The sequence below is a fragment of the Streptococcus infantis genome (assembly GCF_047465035.1).
GTDB classification, from domain to species: Bacteria; Bacillota; Bacilli; order Lactobacillales; family Streptococcaceae; genus Streptococcus; species Streptococcus infantis_T.
In genome coordinates this window covers 135,662-150,536 of the sequence record NZ_JASHAQ010000003.1, presented here as the reverse complement: position 1 = coordinate 150,536, position 14,875 = coordinate 135,662, and the positions used below count along the sequence as shown (strand labels likewise).

General features: G+C 37.4%; 13 protein-coding genes and 2 pseudogenes. 14 read left to right on the top strand and 1 reads right to left on the bottom strand.

Going from position 1 to position 14,875, the window contains the following annotated elements; all coding sequences use genetic code 11:
* Positions 1 to 160 precede the first annotated feature (160 nt).
* The 12 genes and pseudogenes from QM406_RS02400 (at position 161) to glnA (ending at position 13,307) form a co-directional block, all read left to right on the top strand.
* Positions 161 to 862: a M57 family metalloprotease gene (locus QM406_RS02400; RefSeq protein ID WP_414273303.1), complete on the top strand. Its 702-nt coding sequence runs from the start codon at positions 161 to 163 to the stop codon at positions 860 to 862.
* A 70-nt stretch (positions 863 to 932) separates the two neighbouring features.
* The gene (gene uvrC / locus QM406_RS02395; protein WP_414273302.1) at positions 933 to 2,780 is read left to right on the top strand and encodes an excinuclease ABC subunit UvrC; all 1,848 of its coding nucleotides are present in this window, start codon (positions 933 to 935) and stop codon (positions 2,778 to 2,780) included.
* Positions 2,770 to 2,844, top strand: a pseudogene (locus QM406_RS02390) (phosphoesterase); the annotation flags it as partial. The gene uvrC and the pseudogene QM406_RS02390, both read left to right, overlap by 11 nt.
* 94 nt (positions 2,845 to 2,938) lie before the next feature.
* Positions 2,939 to 4,336: an HNH endonuclease gene (locus QM406_RS02385; RefSeq protein ID WP_414273301.1), complete on the top strand. Its 1,398-nt coding sequence runs from the start codon at positions 2,939 to 2,941 to the stop codon at positions 4,334 to 4,336.
* Positions 4,333 to 6,012, top strand: coding sequence for an AAA family ATPase (locus QM406_RS02380; protein ID WP_414273300.1), 1,680 nt, complete (start codon positions 4,333 to 4,335; stop codon positions 6,010 to 6,012). Before QM406_RS02385 ends, QM406_RS02380 begins: the two co-directional genes overlap by 4 nt.
* 305 nt (positions 6,013 to 6,317) lie before the next feature.
* Positions 6,318 to 7,268 (top strand): 16S rRNA (cytosine(1402)-N(4))-methyltransferase RsmH, encoded by a 951-nt coding sequence (gene rsmH / locus QM406_RS02375; protein WP_000159438.1) that lies wholly within the window; start codon positions 6,318 to 6,320, stop codon positions 7,266 to 7,268.
* Between the two features lie 9 nt (positions 7,269 to 7,277).
* Positions 7,278 to 7,595 carry a cell division protein FtsL gene (gene ftsL, locus QM406_RS02370; RefSeq protein ID WP_414273299.1) on the top strand — a complete coding sequence of 106 codons (318 nt, stop codon included), beginning with the start codon at positions 7,278 to 7,280 and terminating at the stop codon, positions 7,593 to 7,595.
* Between the two features lie 3 nt (positions 7,596 to 7,598).
* Positions 7,599 to 9,854 (top strand): penicillin-binding protein PBP2X, encoded by a 2,256-nt coding sequence (gene pbp2X, locus QM406_RS02365; RefSeq protein WP_414273298.1) that lies wholly within the window; start codon positions 7,599 to 7,601, stop codon positions 9,852 to 9,854.
* A gap of 1 nt (position 9,855) precedes the next feature.
* Entirely contained in the window at positions 9,856 to 10,836 is a 981-nt protein-coding gene (gene mraY / locus QM406_RS02360; protein ID WP_414273297.1) for a phospho-N-acetylmuramoyl-pentapeptide-transferase, read from the top strand.
* 129 nt (positions 10,837 to 10,965) lie between these two features.
* Positions 10,966 to 11,493 (top strand): FUSC family protein, encoded by a 528-nt coding sequence (locus QM406_RS02355; RefSeq protein WP_414273305.1) that lies wholly within the window; start codon positions 10,966 to 10,968, stop codon positions 11,491 to 11,493.
* Positions 11,494 to 11,568: 75 nt separating this feature from the next.
* Positions 11,569 to 11,925 (top strand): transcriptional repressor GlnR, encoded by a 357-nt coding sequence (gene glnR / locus QM406_RS02350; RefSeq protein ID WP_000659543.1) that lies wholly within the window; start codon positions 11,569 to 11,571, stop codon positions 11,923 to 11,925.
* 35 nt (positions 11,926 to 11,960) lie between these two features.
* Entirely contained in the window at positions 11,961 to 13,307 is a 1,347-nt protein-coding gene (glnA, locus tag QM406_RS02345; protein ID WP_414273296.1) for a type I glutamate--ammonia ligase, read from the top strand.
* A 73-nt stretch (positions 13,308 to 13,380) separates the two neighbouring features.
* Here the strand turns inward: glnA and QM406_RS02340 are convergent, their stop codons facing one another.
* Positions 13,381 to 13,533 carry a glutamine synthetase gene (locus tag QM406_RS02340; protein WP_254724614.1) on the bottom strand — a complete coding sequence of 51 codons (153 nt, stop codon included), beginning with the start codon at positions 13,531 to 13,533 and terminating at the stop codon, positions 13,381 to 13,383.
* Here QM406_RS02340 and QM406_RS02335 point away from each other — a divergent pair.
* Both QM406_RS02335 and QM406_RS02330 read left to right on the top strand, forming a co-directional pair.
* A complete protein-coding gene (locus tag QM406_RS02335) occupies positions 13,480 to 13,629 on the top strand; it encodes a cell envelope (protein WP_080555153.1) in 150 nt (49 codons plus the stop codon). The genes QM406_RS02340 and QM406_RS02335 overlap by 54 nt on opposite strands.
* A gap of 374 nt (positions 13,630 to 14,003) precedes the next feature.
* A pseudogene (locus QM406_RS02330) lies at positions 14,004 to 14,870 on the top strand (restriction endonuclease subunit S); the annotation flags it as partial.
* Positions 14,871 to 14,875 lie beyond the last annotated feature (5 nt).

The following is a 14,875-nucleotide window of genomic DNA, read 5'->3' as shown; positions in this document are numbered from 1 at the left end:
CCATATGATTCTTTCTAATGAGAGTTTGGTCGCTTTTCATTATAGATCTTATGGAACTTTTTTTCTACAACAAAATAGGCTCCATAATATCTATAGGGGATTTACCCACTACAAATATTATAGAGCCAATAAAGTTTATTTGCTAGAAAGGTGGAGAGACATGCGCTGGCTTTTTCGTTTAATAGGGGCTTTCTTTTCTTTTGTTTGGCGTTTGTTTTGGCGCCTGGTTTGGATTGTTTTGCTTTTATGCACTCTTGCTTTTGGACTTCTCTGGTATCTGAACGGGGATTTTCAAGGAGCGCTAAAGCAAGCAGAACGGTCGGTAAAGATTGGTCAACAAAGTATTGACCAATGGGAAAAAACAGGGCAACTTCCTAAGTTAAGCCAGACGGATAGTCACCAACATTCTGAAGGAAGGTGGCCACAGGCCTCTGCTCGTATTTACTTGGATCCGCAGATGGATTCACGCTTTCAAGAGGCTTATGTAGAAGCAATCCAGAATTGGAATCAAACTGGTGCTTTTAACTTTGAACTTGTCACCGAGTCCAGCAAGGCAGATATCTTGGCTACCGAGATGAATGACGGAGCCACTCCTGTGGCAGGAGAGGCGGAAAGTCAGACCAATCTCTTAACAGGGCAATTCTTGTCTGTAACGGTGCGGTTGAATCATTATTATCTATCCAATCCAAACTATGGCTATACCTATGATCGTATCTTGCATACAGCAGAGCATGAGCTAGGTCATGCCATTGGCTTGGAACATACTAATGAAGTGTCAGTCATGCAGCCAGCAGGTTCTTATTATGGTATTCAGGCTCAAGATGTTCAAGCAGTTCAAGAACTTTATGAGTCTGGAGAATAAGTGATTTTCAAACGAAAAATAGAGCTCCTTGATGTAAGCAATGAAGGGGGCTTTTTGCTATAATGGAACTATGAATAACTTGATTAAATCAAAACTAGAGCTCTTGCCGACCAGCCCTGGTTGCTACATTCACAAAGATAAAAACGGTACGATTATCTATGTAGGAAAGGCTAAAAATCTACGTAATCGTGTACGGTCTTATTTCCGTGGAAGTCATGATACCAAGACAGAATCCTTGGTGTCTGAGATTGTAGATTTTGAGTTTATTGTCACGGAGTCTAATATTGAAGCCCTCCTTTTGGAGATTAACCTGATTAAGGAAAACAAGCCCAAGTACAATATTATGCTCAAGGACGATAAGTCCTATCCTTTCATCAAAATTACCAATGAGCGCTATCCTCGCTTGATTATCACCCGTCAGGTCAAAAAAGACGGAGGTCTCTATTTTGGACCCTATCCTGATGTGGGGGCGGCCAATGAAATCAAGCGACTTCTGGATCGGATTTTTCCTTTTCGTAAGTGTACTAATCCACCGTCTAAGGTCTGTTTTTATTACCATATCGGCCAGTGCGTGGCTCACACCATTTGTAAGAAAGACGAGGCTTATTTCAAAGCCATGGCTCAAGAAGTCTCTGATTTTCTAAAGGGTCAGGATGACAAAATCATCGATGACCTCAAGGAAAAGATGAATGTGGCAGCTCAGAGTATGGAATTTGAACGTGCAGCTGAATATCGAGATCTGATTCAGGCTATTGGGACCCTTCGGACCAAGCAACGAGTTATGGCCAAGGATCTCCAAAATCGTGATGTCTTCGGCTACTATGTAGATAAGGGTTGGATGTGCGTTCAGGTATTCTTTGTCCGCCAAGGTAAGCTCATTGAGCGCGATGTCAATCTCTTCCCTTACTACAATGATCCGGATGAGGACTTCTTGACCTATGTAGGACAATTCTATCAAGAAAAATCTCACCTGGTTCCTAATGAAATTTTGATTCCTCAGGATATTGATGAAGAGGCTGTTAAGGCTTTGGTAGATACCAAGGTTCTAAAGCCCCAACGTGGGGAGAAAAAACAACTGGTCAATCTCGCTATCAAAAATGCGCGTGTAAGCTTGGAGCAGAAGTTTAATCTGTTAGAGAAATCAGTTGAAAAGACTCAAGGGGCTATTGAAAATCTTGGGCGACTTTTACAAATTCCGACACCTGTCCGTATCGAGTCCTTTGATAACTCCAATATCATGGGGACTAGTCCAGTTTCTGCCATGGTTGTTTTTGTTAACGGGAAACCGAGCAAGAAGGATTACCGCAAGTACAAGATAAAAACAGTTGTTGGACCAGATGACTATGCAAGTATGCGAGAGGTTATCCGCAGACGCTATGGTCGAGTTCAACGTGATGGCTTGACACCGCCAGATTTGATCGTCATTGATGGGGGACAAGGTCAGGTTAATATCGCTAAGCAGGTTATTCAAGAAGAGTTGGGGTTAGATATTCCCATTGCAGGTCTGCAAAAAAACGATAAGCACCAAACCCATGAATTGCTCTTTGGAGATCCGCTTGAGGTGGTAGAGCTGTCTCGCAATTCTCAGGAATTTTTTCTCCTACAACGAATCCAAGATGAGGTCCATCGCTTTGCGATCACCTTCCACCGTCAACTGCGCTCTAAAAATTCCTTCTCCTCTCAATTGGATGGAATTGAAGGCCTGGGTCCAAAACGCAAGCAGAATTTGATGAAATATTTCAAATCTCTGACAAAAATCAAGGAAGCCAGCGTGGATGAGATTGTCGCAGTTGGTATACCAAGAGCAGTAGCAGAAGTCGTTCAAAGAAAGTTGAACCCTCAGGAAGAAGTGGAGTTGGCTCAAGTAGCGGAAGATAGTGTAGATTACCAAACAGAAGGAGAGTATCATGAACCATAAAATCGCAAATTTATCAGATATTCATGGCAATGCGACGGCACTAGAAGCAGTGATTACAGAATCTTCGGCAGATTTAGATAGTTAATATATAAACAAAAGGCCGTAAAAACGGTCTTTTGTGGTATAATTATGATTAAACTAAGCTTTAGAGGTGAAAAATGATTCCGATAAAAAAGGGCAATTCTAAACAAGTATATGAATTGTGTCGTTATATTTATGAGAAATTACCAGAAAAAGACGAATTAGATATGTTAATTTTTAAGAATTTTGGATCTCACAATGGATTGGAAGACTATTTTACACAACAAGATAGAGCCTTTCTAAAACTTATGACGGCGGACTACTCTACCTTACTAAACGTAAAGGAAAAAATAGATAGCTCATCTGATGTTGAATGGGTTTTTAAAATACATGTGGAGAAATTTTCTGATTTGGTTAATCATATTTATAGTCATTTAAAAAACGATTTTATAGAAAAGTGTGATGAGGAAATTAAGCAGCTAAAAATAGGGCATATTAGAGGAGTAAGTACTAGTATTAATCTGAAAAGAATATTATCATATGAGATTGATGATAATCTAGATAAAATTCGAAAAAAGAAAAATTTGACTGACAATATACGGATTATTGTTGATAGAACAAAGAATACAAGAGAATTTATCGACTTGATTAAGAAGAATTTAAAATCTGAATTCGTAAAGGACTTTGAAGATATATTTCCGGATAAAATGGATATTTTGGTTGAAATGATGAGCTCAAAAAAATCGTTTAATGATTTAGTGCAAAGCTACAAGTTTGATGGAATTTATACTAAAAAATCTCATACAAAATTGAAGGATTATATTGTTGAACGATACAAAGAAAAGTTGGAATCCCATTATAATAAAATAGACAAAAAAGAGTTAGTTCGCATAACTGGTGTCACAGTTTGTCCATATTGTAATCGTAATTTTATTAATGTGACGGAAGAAGCAAATACGAGCCAACTGGATCATTTTTTCCCTAAGAATGAATATCCTCTATTCGCTTTATGTTTTTACAATCTAATTCCTTCTTGTTATGGTTGTAATAATAAAAAGAGTACGAGTAAATTTTATATCTCTCCCTATGACGAAAGTATAACTGATATTGATGAATTGTTGAAATTTTCTTTGAATATAAAGTCTGCAGATTTTATTAATAATTCAGAAAGTATTGATATTATAATCAAGGATGACATATCGGAGGAGGAGTTAAAACAATTAGAAAGCAAGGATAAATTAAGTGTCAGACAGAAATTATTGAAGGATAAATATGTGATTGATACAAGAAATCTATACAAACTACATGCGGATATAGTTCAAGAGTTGCTATGGAAACATGAAATTTATAATAAAGATTATAAAGCAGGTTTATGTCAAATATTTGCGGATTCAAGTAAATATTTTTCAGACTCTGAAATAGATAGAATGATAGTTGGTTATTACACAGACCAAGAAAATTATGGGAATAGACCACTTTCAAAAATGGTTACAGATATTAGCAAAGAAATTGGACTAGTGGGAGAAGAAGAATGAAATTAATTGCTTTGGTGATTAAACAGTATGATGAACTTTTTAAAAATCAAATTTTTAATTTTTCAGACGAATATAAAGTAAATTTTGATTTTGAAACGAATGAATTAAGAATTGATAAAAATCCAGACTATATTGAAAACTTTTATGGAGAGTCTATTTATAATATTTCACCGGTAGTTGGGATAAATGGTGTGGGAAAAAGCACTATTTTAAATCTGATAGGCTATTATTATAGTGCGGAAGATCAAAACAAAGATATAAATCAATTTTTCCATGTGTATTTAGATACTAATAGAAAATTTTATCTAAGAGATGAAAATTACGATTTATCGTCAATCACTATAAAGGGTATAGCAACAGATAAAGTTGATATAAGTGGATATTATGGTTCTCAAAAGAATGATAATCTGATTTATATCATGAACGAAGATAGACGTCCAAGCGGAAGCTACGGAGGTTCATCATTATTAGACGTTCACTTAGCAGAATCTTATAGATGGTATATTTTGAATGGTAGTTTCGAAGCTTATGAAGTATTATATTCTCAAAGCTTAGTTTCTTCGTCATATAAATTTAGTTTTGGAGTTAGTAATTATAGTATTCCAGAAAAATATTTGAACGATTGGGAAGAGAGAGAATTTTTTTCCTGTCTCGTTTTGAAAATAATTGTAAAGATCTGTGAAGACTTTAAGTGTTGTTTAAGCGATGGAGAAATTGAAAGATATTTTATAGATGGCAATTATCTTCACCTATTTGATAAAATAAAAAAAGAAATAGAAGAAGAAAAGAAAGATTTTATAGATTCATTAGTCAATTTTCTAAATTATCTAGAACAATTTATTCACAAGTACAAGATAAAAGAATACAGTGATGGTACGAAAAGCCGGATAGTTGAGATTGGATATGGAGAAAAAAATTTTGATAATCGAATCGAATTTGAAAAACTATATCTAGACTATGAAAAATTAGAAAAGAATGCATTAGATTTGAAGTACTACGGCTTTAGAGCAATAGATGAATTTTATTATAATATGTCTACTGGTGAAGCAAATATATTAAAAGTTATGAGTTATGTAAAGTGGTTACAAATGAATTCCTCTCAAGGGACATGTCAATTAGTAGTGGATGAATTAGAATCGGGTATGCACCTCGAATGGTCTAGAAGCTTAATAAACTTTTTAGTCAACTATATAAATAAAATCAACAAAATAGGAGGAATGAACTTCCAACTCATCTTCACAACTCATTCCCCTTATATGCTTTCGGATATTAAACCGGGAAATGTGATTATGCTTGAAAAGAATCAAGAAACTGGATACTCAGAAGGGAAAGTTTTGCAAAATACTTTCGCTAAGAATATACAAGAAATCATGAAGGAAAATTTGATTGATAATATTTATGGTGATTTTGCTTTAGCGAAGATTAATTCTATGATTGAAAGACTTAATGGGGAAGAGGAGCAGGAAGGAAATGAAGAAGAACTATTAAAAGAAATTCATTTAATCAGCGAGCCTATTCTTCGTAATAAATTATTAGATATGTATGATAAGAAATACAATACCTCAGAATTTAATATTGAAAAGCAACTACAGAAGTTGAATCTAAATGAGGAACAACGCCAGCAAGTCAGAGAAATGGTCAAAACAAATAATAGGACAGTTGATACGGAAATTTGATATGAATTTTTAAAATGTTGGAGTGATTAAAGTAGATAACTAAAAAATTAGAACGGAGTATTATCTTCTAAGATATATGCTCTCTCCATATTTACTCAGCTTTTTTGTTTGAATAGAGAAATACCTATTTGTGTGGTTTATTTTAAAGGATGTAATGAGTATATTTTGGTCTCTGAGATTGCTACAATACTTAAACTAGCTCAGGTAGCAGAGCCATCTGCTGACTACAAGGGATAAAGTAACAAGGAAAGGTTTTTGCTTTAGCGAGTGCAAGCTGGTTAGAATTGTGGTAAAATAGATAAGATATGACTAAAGAATTTCATCATGTAACGGTTATGCTCCATGAAACGATTGATATGCTCGATGTGAAACCTGACGGTATTTACGTTGATGCGACCTTGGGTGGAGCAGGCCATAGCGAGTATTTATTAAGTAAACTAAGTGAAAAGGGGCATCTCTATGCCTTTGACCAGGACCAGAATGCCATTGATAATGCCCAAAAACGTCTGGCGCCTTATATCGAAAAAGGAATGGTTACCTTCATCAAGGACAACTTCCGTCATTTGCAACTACGTTTGCAGGAAGCAGGTGTAGAAGAAATTGATGGCATTTGTTATGACTTAGGTGTTTCAAGCCCTCAGTTGGATCAGCGGGAGCGTGGTTTTTCTTATAAGAAGGATGCGCCACTGGATATGCGGATGAATCAGGAAGCTAGCTTGACAGCTTATGAGGTTGTCAATCACTATGACTATCATGACTTGGTACGAATCTTTTTCAAATATGGAGAAGACAAGTTTTCTAAACAGATTGCTCGGAAGATTGAACAGGCGCGTGAGCTGAAGCCGATTGAGACAACGACAGAATTGGCCGAGATTATCAAGTCTGCTAAGCCTGCTAAGGAACTCAAGAAAAAAGGTCATCCGGCCAAGCAAATTTTCCAAGCTATTCGTATTGAAGTCAATGATGAACTTGGGGCTGCAGATGAGTCCATCCAACAAGCTATGGAATTACTAGCAGTGGACGGAAGAATCTCTGTCATTACCTTTCATTCACTGGAAGATCGTTTGACAAAACAATTGTTCAAGGAAGCTTCAACAGTAGAAGTGCCAAAAGGCTTACCTTTCATCCCAGATGATCTTAAGCCCAAGATGGAATTAGTCTCTCGCAAACCGATTCTACCAAGCAAGGAGGAGTTGGAGGCCAATAATCGTTCCCACTCAGCCAAGTTACGAGTAGCTCGAAAAATTCATAAGTAAGGGGATAAAATGGTAGAAAAAAGAGAAACAACGAGCCAATTACTGCAAGCTCGTATCAATAGATTTTCACGTGTTGAGAAGGCCTTTTACCTTTCGATTGCCATTACAGCCCTTGTCTTAGCCATCAGTGTGGTCTATATGCAAACCAAGCTCCTGCAAGTTCAAAGTGATTTGACAACTGTCAACAGACAGATTGAGGAGAAAAAGACGGAGCTGGACGACGCTAAGCAAGAAGTCAATGAATTGATTCGCTCAGAACGTCTGGCGGGTGTCGCGGATTCGCAAGACTTGCAATTAAACAATGGAAATATCCGATCGGCGGAGTAATATATGAAAACATGGAAAGAAAAAATAGTACACTTTGCCATTAAGAATCGCAGAACTCCTCTAGAAAACCGCAGACGAGTTGGAAAAAGCCTTAGTCTCTTGGCTGTCATTCTCTTTGCTGTTTTTTTGGTTAACTTTGCGGTGATTATTGGTACGGGAAAGAAGTTTGGTGTTGACCTGGTCAAAGAAGCTTATAAGGTTCATCAAACAACTCGAACAGTCCCTGCTAAGAGGGGAACCATTTATGATCGTAATGGAACTCCGATTGCAGAAGATGCAACCTCCTACAATGTTTATGCGGTCATTGATAAGGATTATAAGTCTGCGAATGGAGATATTCTATATGTTGAGGAATCTCAGTACAATAAGGTAGCCGAAATTTTCCATAAGTATTTGGATATGGAGGAGACCTACGTCAAAGATCAACTCTCTCAACCCAATCTCAAACAGGTTTCCTTTGGTACTAAAGGAAATGGGATTACCTACGCAAATATGATGTCCATAAAAAAGGATCTAGAAGCTGCCAAGGTTGAGGGAGTGGATTTTACCACAAGCCCCAATCGAAGTTATCCAAATGGGAAATTTGCTTCATCCTTCATTGGTCTAGCCCAGCTTCATGAAAATGAAGATGGTTCAAAGAGCCTTATTGGAACATCTGGTATTGAAAGCTCCTTGAATAGATTGTTAGCAGGGACAGATGGTATTATTACCTATGAAAAGGATCGTTTGGGGAATATCGTTCCAGGTACGGAACAAGTCACTCAACAAACCGTAGATGGAAAAGATGTCTACACGACAATATCTAGTCCTTTGCAATCCTTTATGGAAAGCCAAATGGATGCCTTCCAGGAAAAAGTGAAAGGCAAGTACATGACTGCGACCTTGGTTAGCGCCAAGACAGGAGAAATTTTGGCCACGACTCAAAGGCCGACCTTTGATGCTGATACCAAAGAAGGGATTACAGAGGACTTTGTCTGGCGTGATATCCTTTACCAAAGTAACTATGAACCAGGTTCAACCATGAAGGTCATGACCTTAGCAGCAGCTATAGATAACAATACCTTCCCTGGAGGAGAATATTTCAACAGTAGTGAACTGAAGGTGGCGGATGCTACCATCAAAGACTGGGATGTCAATGAAGGTCTTACTAGTGGTGGAATGATGACCTTCTCGCAAGGTTTTGCTCACTCTAGTAACATCGGTATGACTCTCCTTGAGCAGAAAATGGGTGATGCTACTTGGTTAGACTATCTCAATCGTTTCAAATTTGGAGTTCCGACTCGGTTTGGGATGAGTGAAGAGTATGCTGGTCAACTCCCTGCAGATAATATCGTTAATATTGCCATGAGTTCATTTGGTCAAGGGATTTCTGTTACGCAAACCCAGATGCTTCGTGCCTTTACAGCTATTGCCAACGACGGGGTTATGCTAGAGCCTAAATTTATCAGTGCCCTTTATGATCCAAATGATCAAACAGTTCGTAAGTCACAAAAGGAAGTTGTGGGAAATCCTGTGTCCAAGGAAGCAGCAAGCATAACGAGAGATCATATGATTAAGGTAGGTACAGATGCTAACTATGGTACCATGTTTAATCATAGAACTGGAAAACCTGTAATTACTGTTCCGGGACAGAATGTTTCTGTAAAATCAGGTACAGCACAAATTGCGGATGAAAAAAATGGTGGTTATTTAGTGGGGGAAACAAATTATATCTTTTCAGTTGTTTCTATGCATCCGGCTGAAAACCCGGATTTTATTCTCTATGTGACAGTTCAACAACCTGAACACTTTTCTACAGCTCAGTTAGGAGAATTTGCCAACCCTATTCTGGAAAGAGCTTCAGCAATGAAAGATACACTCAATCTTCAATCAACAGCCAAAAGCTTGGATCAGGTAACATCTACAACTAGTTATGCCATGCCAGAAATGAAGGATTATAGCCCTGGAGATTTAGCTGAAGAACTCCGTCGTAACCTTGTACAACCAATTGTTATCGGTTCAGGAACAAAAATCAAAGAAAGCTCTGTAGCAGAAGGAACCAATCTAGACGCCAATCAGCAAATCTTACTCCTTTCAGATAAGGTAGAAGAGATGCCTGACTTATATGGCTGGTCTAAGAAAAATGTTGAAACCTTTGCCAAATGGCTGAATATCCAAGTTGAGTTTGAAGGCACAGGAGAAACTGTTAAAAAGCAAAGTGTTCGTGCCAATACAGCTTTAAAAGATTTACAGAAAATAAAAATAACATTAGGAGATTAGAATGCTTATTTCTATCTTTGCTGGAGTGATTGCCTTTATTCTAACAGTCATAGGAATTCCAGCCTTTATCCGTTTTTACCATAAAGCACAGATTACCGGTCAACAGATGCATGAGGATGTCAAACAACACCAAGCAAAAGCTGGGACACCAACAATGGGAGGACTCGTCTTTCTCCTAGCAGGAGTTTTAGTTAGTCTGGTCCTTGCTCTCGTGACTAATCAATTAACCAATAATGTCGGAATGATCCTCTTTATCCTGGTCTTATATGGTTTGGTCGGTTTCTTGGATGATTTCCTCAAGGTTTTCCGTAAAATCAACGAAGGACTTAATCCTAAACAGAAGCTCTTGCTTCAGTTGGTCGGAGGAGTGATCTTCTATTTCTTCTATGAAAGAGGAGGAGATATCTTAAATGTATTTGGTTATCCCTTGCATTTAGGTGTTCTGTATATTTTCTTTGCCCTCTTCTGGTTAGTTGGTTTTTCAAACGCAGTTAACCTGACTGACGGAATCGATGGCTTGGCAAGTATTTCGGTGGTGATTAGCCTATCTGCCTACGGAGTGATTGCCTATGTGCAAAATCAGCTCGATATCTTACTAGTGATTGTAGCTATGATTGGTGGTCTTCTTGGCTTCTTTGTCTTTAACCACAAGCCTGCTAAAGTTTTCATGGGAGATGTAGGTAGCCTAGCTCTTGGAGGAATGTTGGCTGCTATCTCAATGGCTCTTCACCAAGAGTGGACTCTTCTATTGATTGGTCTAGTGTATGTCTTTGAAACAACATCTGTTATGATGCAAGTCACCTACTTTAAGTTGACTGGAGGAAAACGTATCTTCCGTATGACACCAGTTCACCATCATTTTGAGTTGGGGGGCTTTTCTGGGAAAGGCCAAGCTTGGAGTGAGTGGAAGGTCGACTTCTTCTTCTGGGGAGTGGCCTTACTCGCTAGTCTCTTGACTTTAGCTTTCATATATTTGTTCTAAAAAGAGAATGTGGAATCATCAGATAGAGAAGGATTAAGTTCCTTCTCTTTTTTATTTCCATCAGTTTATTGCATCCCCTTCTCAAAAATAGGTAAATTTATGGTAAAATGGAAATAGAAAGTTGAAATGATGAGTTATTTTAAAAAGTATAGATTTGACAAATCCAAGTTTAAGTTAGGAATGCGAACTTTCAAGACAGGGATCGCTGTTTTTTTAGTTCTCATGATTTTTGGTTTTTTTGGTTGGAAAGGACTGCAGATTGGAGCCTTGACTGCAGTTTTTAGTTTAAGAGAAGACTTTGACAAGAGTGTTCATTTTGGTACTTCTCGTATTCTCGGAAATAGTATCGGTGGTTTTTATGCCCTGATTTTCTTTCTCTTAAATAATCTTTTTCACGGTGCCTTCTGGGTAACCCTCCTAGTTGTTCCAATTTGTACCATGTTAACCATTATGACAAATGTTGCCATGAACAATAAAGCAGGTGTTATCGGTGGAGTTGCGGCTATGTTGATTATTACCTTATCAATTCCAAATGGGGAGACAGTTTTGTACGTGTTTGCCCGAGTTTTTGAAACATTTATGGGTGTTTTTGTGGCAATTCTTGTAAATTACGATATTGATCGTTTACGAAGTGTTTTAGAGAAAAAAGAAAAATAATGTTACAAGATATAACATTATTGATTGACGATTGAATTTTTTTAGACTATAATAGACAGAAAGAAGGAAGTGTACATGAAGGAAAAAGAATTTCGTCGCAATATGGCAGTTTTCCCTATTGGCAGTGTTATGAAGTTGACCGATCTTTCGGCGCGCCAGATTCGTTACTATGAAGACCAGGAGTTGATTAAGCCTGATCGTAACGAGGGCAATCGCCGTATGTATTCTTTGAATGATATGGATCGATTGCTCGAGATTAAAGATTATATCTCTGAAGGTCTGAACATTGCTGCCATCAAGAAAAAATATGCTGAACGTGAGGCGAAGTCTAAAAAGCCAGTGAGTCAAACTGAAGTACGAAGAGCCCTTCGGAATGAAGTTCTCCAACAAAGTCGCTTTGCTTCTCAACAATCACCTTTTGGTCGCGGTTAGGCAACCGCAAGTCGTCATATATAAGGAGAAAAACCATGCCAATCACAGCTGCAGATATTCGTCGTGAAGTTAAGGAAAAAAATGTAACCTTTATCCGTCTCATGTTTTCAGATATTTTGGGAACTATGAAAAACGTCGAAATTCCTGCTACAGATGAACAACTAGACAAGGTCTTGTCAAACAAGGCTATGTTTGATGGATCTTCTATTGAAGGGTTTGTTCGTATCAACGAATCAGATATGTACCTATACCCTGACTTGGACACTTGGACAGTCTTTCCTTGGGGAGATGAGAATGGTAGTGTCGCAGGATTGATCTGTGATGTCTATACAACAGAAGGAGAACCATTTGCAGGAGATCCTCGTGGAAACCTCAAACGTGCTCTTCGTCACATGCAAGAAGTTGGATTCAAATCTTTCAACCTTGGACCAGAGCCAGAATTCTTCCTATTTAAGCTTGATGAAAATGGAGACCCAACTCTTGAGGTAAACGACAAGGGTGGTTACTTTGATTTGGCACCTACTGACCTTGCTGACAACACTCGTCGTGAGATTGTTAACGTCTTGACCAAAATGGGATTTGAAGTTGAAGCAAGTCACCACGAAGTTGCTGTAGGTCAACATGAGATTGACTTTAAGTACGATGAAGTTCTTCGTGCTTGTGATAAGATTCAAATCTTTAAACTTGTTGTAAAAACAATTGCGCGTAAACATGGTCTCTATGCAACCTTTATGGCTAAACCAAAATTTGGTATCGCTGGTTCAGGTATGCACTGTAATATGTCTTTGTTCGATGCGGAAGGAAACAATGCCTTCTTCGATCCAAATGATCCAAAAGGCATGCAGTTGTCAGAAACGGCTTACTACTTCCTTGGTGGTTTGATCAAACATGCCTACAACTATACAGCTATCATGAACCCAACTGTTAACTCATACAAACGTTTGGTGCCAGGCTACGAAGCCCCTGTTTACATCGCTTGGGCAGGTCGCAATCGTTCACCACTTGTTCGCGTACCAGCATCACGCGGAATGGGAACACGTTTGGAGTTGCGCTCCGTGGATCCAATGGCAAACCCTTATATTGCTATGGCTGTTCTTTTAGAAGTTGGTTTGAACGGTATTGAAAACAAAATCGAAGCACCAGCACCAATCGAAGAAAACATCTACATTATGACTGCTGAAGAGCGTAAAGAGGCTGGCATTACAGACCTTCCATCAACTCTTCACAATGCTTTGAAAGCTTTGACAGAAGACGAAGTGGTTAAAGCAGCTCTAGGTGAGCACATCTATACTAGCTTCCTTGAAGCCAAACGTATCGAGTGGGCAAGCTACGCTACCTTTGTCTCACAATGGGAAATTGATAACTACCTAGATCTTTACTAATAGAGAAGAAAGTTTGTCTGAGGGTAAGCAGTCATACAGCAGTCTAAGCAATCGAATACTTATAACCCCTAAATTAGCGATTTCGGTCGCTATTTATTTTTCGAAAATCCTCTTGATTCTTTTGCAAATTAGATCTATCATCAAACGTGTAGAAGAAAATCAAGGAGTCACTATAGAAAAATTCAATTTTGAAAACAATATCGGGAAAGAAAACAAACTGCCTCAAATCGAAATCTACAAGCTTACTAACTTTTGCAAGCTTCAAAATTACACATCTGTAAATATTTTTTTGAAAGATATATTTGAACCTATAGTGAATTGAGACTAGAATAGTACACTGTACCTGCTAAAACATTTCTAGAAATTAATTTAACTTTCCTAATCGATTTGTTCACATCTTATTTCAATCTACTATATTATCCCAATAAATGATGATGGCTATCGTTTTGTTTATGCTTGTCGATTTTTGAATCTTGAACGACCACAAGAATATTTCTGCCGAGGTTGCCAAACGAAAAAATCTGAAAATATTGAATTTTAGGACGAACAACTATAGGCAGAAAAAGTGGAGGTTTTGAATATTCGTTTGGAAGTAAAAAATTAAACTATCTACAATCTCATCAGCAATAAACCTATTTTAACTCCATTATCTATAGGCGTATTTTTACGCCTTTTTATATATTTGAAGCACATAAGAAACATTATGAGAAGTTTGCTGATGGAAGCACTCAAGAAATTGATGTTCCTTATGATATTCCTGATACTTGGGAGTGGGTGAGGTTTTCTACATTGGTTGAAATTGTTAGAGGTGGCTCTCCACGACCAATCAAAGATTATCTTACTTCCGAAGTAGATGGAATAAATTGGATAAAAATAGGTGATACTGAAAAGGGTGAAAAGTATATAAATAATGTTAAAGAAAAAATCAAAAAATCAGGGCTTAACAAAACTAGATTTGTAAAAAAAGGTACATTTTTGTTAACTAATTCTATGAGTTTTGGTAGACCTTATATTTTGAATGTTGATGGTGCAATACACGATGGATGGTTGGCTATTTCGAACTATGAAAACTCATTAAATAGAGATTACCTATTCTATATTCTTTCATCAAATGTAGTTTATTCTCAATTTTTATCTCTAATTAGTGGAGCTGTTGTGAAAAACTTGAATAGTGATAAAGTTGCTTCTATTCTTATCCCTCTCCCTCCGCTAGCTGAACAACAACGCATAATAGAAGCAATCGAATCAGCTTTAGAAAAAGTAGATGAATATGGTGAAAGTTATAATAGACTAGAACAGCTATATAAAGAATTTCCAGATAAACTAAAAAAATCTATTCTTCAATATGCTATGCAAGGAAAATTAGTTGAACAAGACCCAAATGATGAATCAGTCGAAGTTTTACTTGAAAAAATACGAGCAGAAAAACAAAAACTCTTTGAAGAAGGCAAGATTAAAAAGAAAGATTTGGAGATTTCTATTGTTTCCCAAGGAGATGATAACTCTTATTATGAGCAGTTACCGAGAAACTGGATGCTTTCAACTCTAGATAGTGTCTCCAATCTCTA

What these genes read in the sequence shown, in the direction of transcription:
- QM406_RS02400 (WP_414273303.1), top strand. Translation starts at nt 161, where the DNA reads ATGCGCTGGCTTTTTCGTTTAATAGGGGCTTTCTTTTCTTTTGTTTGG.
- uvrC (WP_414273302.1), top strand. Translation starts at nt 933, where the DNA reads ATGAATAACTTGATTAAATCAAAACTAGAGCTCTTGCCGACCAGCCCT.
- QM406_RS02385 (WP_414273301.1), top strand. Translation starts at nt 2,939, where the DNA reads ATGATTCCGATAAAAAAGGGCAATTCTAAACAAGTATATGAATTGTGT.
- QM406_RS02380 (WP_414273300.1), top strand. Translation starts at nt 4,333, where the DNA reads ATGAAATTAATTGCTTTGGTGATTAAACAGTATGATGAACTTTTTAAA.
- rsmH (WP_000159438.1), top strand. Translation starts at nt 6,318, where the DNA reads ATGACTAAAGAATTTCATCATGTAACGGTTATGCTCCATGAAACGATT.
- ftsL (WP_414273299.1), top strand. Translation starts at nt 7,278, where the DNA reads ATGGTAGAAAAAAGAGAAACAACGAGCCAATTACTGCAAGCTCGTATC.
- pbp2X (WP_414273298.1), top strand. Translation starts at nt 7,599, where the DNA reads ATGAAAACATGGAAAGAAAAAATAGTACACTTTGCCATTAAGAATCGC.
- mraY (WP_414273297.1), top strand. Translation starts at nt 9,856, where the DNA reads ATGCTTATTTCTATCTTTGCTGGAGTGATTGCCTTTATTCTAACAGTC.
- QM406_RS02355 (WP_414273305.1), top strand. Translation starts at nt 10,966, where the DNA reads ATGAGTTATTTTAAAAAGTATAGATTTGACAAATCCAAGTTTAAGTTA.
- glnR (WP_000659543.1), top strand. Translation starts at nt 11,569, where the DNA reads ATGAAGGAAAAAGAATTTCGTCGCAATATGGCAGTTTTCCCTATTGGC.
- glnA (WP_414273296.1), top strand. Translation starts at nt 11,961, where the DNA reads ATGCCAATCACAGCTGCAGATATTCGTCGTGAAGTTAAGGAAAAAAAT.